The organism is Nostoc sp., assembly GCF_036917455.1.
In the GTDB taxonomy this organism is placed as follows: Bacteria; Cyanobacteriota; Cyanobacteriia; order Cyanobacteriales; family Nostocaceae; genus Nostoc.
On the sequence record NZ_JBALDK010000250.1, the window covers coordinates 1 to 5,553 of the forward strand.

The window sequence follows — 5,553 nt, forward strand, 5'->3', positions numbered from 1 at the left end:
CTATAAATTCCCTGTTCCCCATTCCCCAATTGTCTAGAGTGAAAATTTAAAAGCTGAAATCGTGTTTTGATAAGCATTTCAGAGATTGCGCGGATGATAATTGGGCGATGATTCGGTGAAATGCTTGCTGGTGTTGAGATAGAAGCACTTTTTGGGGCTGTGAAATTTGTACACCTACCCTTCCGCGCATTTGAAATATAAGAACCTATCCAAAAAGGGACTCAGCAAAGAAAAATGGCTTCAAACTCTATAATACTGTTCGCCGCAATTCTGGAAAAACCTTAGACACCTTATTCAATACATAATCACCATAAGTTCCGCGAAAATCATGAATGTTAGACTGATCCCAGCGATCGCTTATATTATCATTCGCCACTATATTATCTAATTCAATGGGCTTCACTTCTACATCGAAATTGGGATCGAAAAAGAAAGGGAATGAAAGGCGATGATTTTGGGACTGGTTTTGTACACGATGAGGTGTAGAACGATACAAACCACCCGTCATTTTATCTAGCATATCGCCGATGTTGCAGACAAAGGAACCGGGAATGGGAGGCGCAGCAACCCAACCTGACTTGGATTTAACCTGTAATCCGCCTGAGTCGTCCTGCTTGAGAATGGTTAAAACGCCATAATCAGTATGTTCGCCAACACCCCAGATCGGTTTACCATCTGATGGTGATAAATTAGGAGGATAGTTGAAGATGCGAAACAATACTAAAGGATTTGAAGTATAACGGTCAGCAAAATAGGATTCTTCTAATCCCAAACTCAAGGCTATACCAGTCATGAGAGTATGCCCCAAATTTGTCATCGCCTCCATATATTCAAGCACTGTTTCGCCAAATTGAGGAATGTTAGCGGGGAACAGGTTAGAACCATGCATAGGAGTACCAGCTTGCACTAGTGGGTGTTCGTCTGGGAGTTCAGCGCCAAAGTAAATACCTTCTTTCAAGTCGGGTTTACCGGATGTCAGTTCGCCACCAACGGGGAAATAACCTCGCCATGCAATACCAGCCAAAGCCATGCGGATTTTCAGTTTAGTTTCCAAATCTTGCGCGAAAAACTGGCGGCTGAGTTCTTCGAGTCTCTGTTGCAAACTTTCGTCTACACCATGTCCAATAATATAGAAAAACCCTGATTCTCGACACGCTTGTTTAATCTGAGATGCAACAGAATAAAGATTTCCTTTTCTAGAAACCAAGGCGCTGATATCAATAATCGGGACAGATGAAAACTCTTTTTCCACAAGTTGCAAGTTTTTCATATTCAGCGCGTAACGCACCAAACACTCTATAAATGGTGCGTTACGAACTCCGTTTTAACACACCCTACAAGACTACAATACCTAATTTTGTTCAAAAATCAAATAGTAATCCTATAACAAGTCACCGCATTAATATAACAAGTCACTGCATTAACATAACAAGTCACTGCATTAACATAACAAGTCACTGCATTAACATAACAAGTCACTGCATTAATATAACAAGTCACCGCATTAACATAACAAGCCACCGCATTAAAATAACAAGTCACCGCATTAACATAACAAGCCACTGCATTAACAATGCAGGATATTGTCAAACTAAATCCGCTACGAATTAATGAAATACTTGACTAAGTAAAAACTAATGGAATTAAAATCGCTGACCTGTAGTAACTTCAAATCTAACTTCTCCTTGGTCGCTAATTCCTAAGTCGCCTCGAATTAGCCCAAAGGTTGAGTTGACCCGCAATCCTAAGCCGTAACCAAAGCCGCTTCCAGGTTTTCCTCGCAGCACTCCTGGTTCTCCTAGCACGCTGTCACTAGACCCGAAATCTGAGCCGAAGTCAGTAAAGACAACTCCGCCTATTGATTGAAAAATTGGGAAGCGATATTCCACGGAAGCTAAACCATAACTCCGACCACTGGCAACTTTACCATAACCGTAACCTCTGACAGAATCTATTCCGCCAATATTAAAAGCATCGGCTGGTGGGAAGTTTCCAATAGTTGTACCAATTTGTAAATTAATTGCCAACATTTCGGGATTGTCGCTTGGTCTACCATTCCCTACCCAACTGACTGGAAAATACTGAATATAGTCTCCCCGTAAGCGGTTGCTGGAAATATTCCCCAGTCCAATGGGAATCGCTTGTTCTGTGCTGAAGGTGAGAATTGATCCTTGGGTGGGATTGTCTCGGCGATCGCGTTGATCTCTCGATACAGCAAATGATACTGTAAATAGGTCATCAATTCCAGTGCCGCTCACAGATAGAGGACTCCCCAATCTATCGACCTGGACAACATTATAGTCTCCATCGCGTAGACTAATTCTGGTATAGTTAAGCGCTACAGATGTATCCCATTCATCAAAAGATCGTAAAAGCGCCACAGAACCACCAAATCTTCCTTCTCGCACTTTGCTGCCGTCAGCCAATCTGATATCGTCGTTGAAGGTTCCCGATGTGTTTCGACTACGAAAACCTCTAATGCTATAGCCTAAACGGTTTGGTTCTTCAGAACGATAACGACTGGTGAATTGACCGTCAAATTGGACATCTTTAGTGCTGAACTGCAAAACTGTATCTAGTTTATCGTTCAGACCGCTAACATTTTCATCTCTATAACCAACCCGACCGTATAGCCCAACGTCATCGTTATTACCGCCTCCTAAGATGAGAGAAGGGAAGCTACGCTCTTTGATTGCATAAAGAATATTAACACCGAAAGCATCTTCTTTAGGGTAAACATTGACTTGATTGAATGACTCTAATCTCCTCAATCGTTGCAAGTCTGCTTGAAGTAAATCTTCACGGAATATCTGACCTGGTTTGAGTTTCAGCAAACCAATGATAAAATCTTTCTGAGTTCGCCCTCTGATTGGCAGACCTTTTTCATTAGTAAAACGTATTTGGATATCTTTGACAACTTTTTGGGAAATTTCCAGGGTCTGGCTATTTCCTAAACTCGCTCCTATATAATCACCATATTTGGCATACCCTCCCCCTATTTGGTTTGTAGCTTCTAGTGTCACAATCCCACTAGCGCCATCTTCAGTAGAAGGTTGCAAGTCTGCAAGGGCCTGTGGATTTTTACCACCTACTAACATTACTGCGATCGCAACTACAGTTATTTGAACTCGCATATTGAAAATCCGTTGGTGTTATTAAGTTTACAGCATAGAGCGGTTCTCTTTTGCGTAAGTTCTATATTAGCCTTGCTATTGAGGATGCCAAAATCCGGTTGCTTGTTTCGCCAGTACTCAGTATAAACCGTCAGACTGTTTTCAAGTTGCGATCGCCCCGAACAGGCGGTTACGCCATCGCTTAAGTCGATTGAGTTCTCAAAAGTTTTGAAGTTGCGCTACTGCCACAAGAGGCTATAGTCTGGGAAATAGAACCTCTTCCCAAAAACTATGACAGACAAATACTCAGCTTTTAAGCTCTTTTTTAGCTTTTTTGTAGATAATTAAAGTGGGGAACTATCTGGTAAATCCACCTACATATAAAAAGCCATGAGACAAAAACCTAAACAACAAATGCGTATCTGGGCGGTGTTGTGTCATTTATCGGCTTTGTTAGGATGGATGTTATTGGTTTTTTTAGTATTTCTTGGCATCCCTTTATATTTACCTTTAAATCTTTTAGCCCCCCTCCTGATTTGGCGCTTTAAAAAAGTAAAATATCCCTGGATTGATTTACAAGGCAAAGAATCCTTGAATTTTCAATTTTCTTTAACATTATATACCTTGATTGTTATAGCAATATCCTTAATTTTGTTAATAACTAGCTTGAGTCTAGTTGTGACTAATAATGGTTCAGCCCATGAAATAAAAAACACTTTAGATGGCTTATTAATTGGACTCGTGTCACTATTTTCGTTCAAACTCATACTCCAATCGTTTATAGTTACATTTGCCTCTGTAAAAGCTTACAAGGGTGAGCATTATCGTTACCCTTTTACAATTAGAGTTTTACGATAATAAAATCACATAAGTATGGGAATAAAAATTAGATGATTGGAATTGCGATCGCAGGTACTGGATTTGGTCAAAAAGTCCACATCCCCGGATTCCAAGCGCATCCTCAGACTGAGGTAGTTGCTGTTTATCACCGAGATATAAATAAAGCCAAAGCCATAGCAGAATCCCATAATATCCCCCACGCCTCCGACTCCCTGGCTGATATTGTGGCATTACCAGAAGTGCAAGCAGTCAGTATCTCTACGCCGCCATTTTTGCACTATGAAATGGCAAAAACTGTACTGCAAGCTGGGAAACATTTATTGCTAGAAAAACCGACAACCTTAAATGTAATTGAAGCTAAAGAACTTTATCAGTTAGCGAAAGCAAAAGGCGTAATTGCGACTGTAGATTTTGAATTTCGCTTTGTCCCAGCATGGCAATTATTTGCTGAATTATTGTCACAAGATTATGTGGGTGAGTTACGCTTAATTAAAATTGATTGGTTAGGTTCTTCTCGTGCTGATACTTCACGCCCTTGGAATTGGTATTCTGACAAAGAAAAAGGAGGTGGTGCATTAGGATCTTTGGGTTCCCACGTCTTCGATTACATTCACTGGTTATTCGGGCCAGTTCGGAGATTAAACGCCCATTTAAGTACTGCGATTCCTACACGAGTTGACCCTGTGAGTGGAGAATCTAAGCCAGTGAATACAGATGACAACTGTATATTAACGCTGGAATTAGCAAATGGTACACCTTGTCAACTTTCTATCAGCGCGGTTGTTCATGCATCAAGAACCCATTGGGTAGAAGTATATGGCGATCGCGGTACATTAATTGTAGGCAGTGAAAATCAAAAAGATTATATCCACGGCTTTCGGGTTTGGGGTTCCCAGCCAGGTAAACCCTTAACGGAAATAGAAATACCGAATCGGCTAGTTTTCCCGAAAAATTATGCTGATGGGCGCATTTCGGCATTTATCCGCGTAATAGACCAATGGATACAAGGAATTGAACGCAATCAGGAAATTACACCATCACTACGAGAAGGTATTTATTCTCAGTTGTTGATGGATTTATCCCATGAATCTCATACAAAAGCAAGTTGGGTCGATGTACCTAGCTTAGAGGATGAATGAACAAGTCCTCTTGTCGGTATCAAAAATTTTAGATCCCCCTAAATCCCCCAATTGATCGGGGGACTTTGATTCTGGTTCCCCCCAATTGATCGGGGGTTAGGGGGGATCTCAAAGTGCCTAAAGTCACAGCGAAAGGACTTCCAAGAAATAAATTACCCAATGAAACGAACCACAGAGACACAGAGAACACAGAGGAATGAGGAGGAGAGAGTTTTTTCGTCAGGTTTTTGAGTATTTTTTTATTTGGAAGTCCCAAACACTTGTTCATTCAACCTCTTAGAGGATGTTTGAAAAGTCCTCTCGTTGGTAGCAAAACATTTCAGATCCCCCTAAATCCCCCTTAAAAAGGGGGACTTTGATTCCAGTTCCCCCCTTGGAAAGCTATCCATTATAAACATCTTTCTTAATACAAAATTTGACAAAAGTCAGCAGTTATGGGGAGGAGGATGAAGGAAAAAAAT

At 40.9% G+C, this 5,553-nt stretch carries 5 protein-coding genes; 3 read left to right on the top strand and 2 right to left on the bottom strand.

Annotation, left to right across the window (positions count from 1 at the left end; translation table 11 throughout):
* Positions 1–247 precede the first annotated feature (247 nt).
* Together V7K42_RS27395 and V7K42_RS27400 are read right to left on the bottom strand one after the other, a co-directional pair.
* A complete protein-coding gene (locus V7K42_RS27395; RefSeq protein WP_334920656.1) occupies positions 248–1,270 on the bottom strand; it encodes an isopenicillin N synthase family dioxygenase in 1,023 nt (340 codons plus the stop codon).
* 373 nt (positions 1,271–1,643) lie between these two features.
* Entirely contained in the window at positions 1,644–3,134 is a 1,491-nt protein-coding gene (locus V7K42_RS27400) for a BamA/TamA family outer membrane protein (protein ID WP_334920658.1), read from the bottom strand.
* 50 nt (positions 3,135–3,184) lie between these two features.
* On the opposite strand from V7K42_RS27400, the gene V7K42_RS27405 reads away from it, so the two are divergent.
* From V7K42_RS27405 to V7K42_RS27415, 3 genes are all read left to right on the top strand, one after another.
* Positions 3,185–3,319 carry a hypothetical protein gene (locus V7K42_RS27405; protein ID WP_334920660.1) on the top strand — a complete coding sequence of 45 codons (135 nt, stop codon included), beginning with the start codon at positions 3,185–3,187 and terminating at the stop codon, positions 3,317–3,319.
* 184 nt (positions 3,320–3,503) lie between these two features.
* Positions 3,504–3,971 (top strand): DUF4870 domain-containing protein, encoded by a 468-nt coding sequence (locus V7K42_RS27410; protein WP_334920661.1) that lies wholly within the window; start codon positions 3,504–3,506, stop codon positions 3,969–3,971.
* A gap of 32 nt (positions 3,972–4,003) precedes the next feature.
* Positions 4,004–5,092, top strand: coding sequence for a Gfo/Idh/MocA family protein (locus V7K42_RS27415; protein WP_334920663.1), 1,089 nt, complete (start codon positions 4,004–4,006; stop codon positions 5,090–5,092).
* Positions 5,093–5,553: the final 461 nt, after the last annotated feature.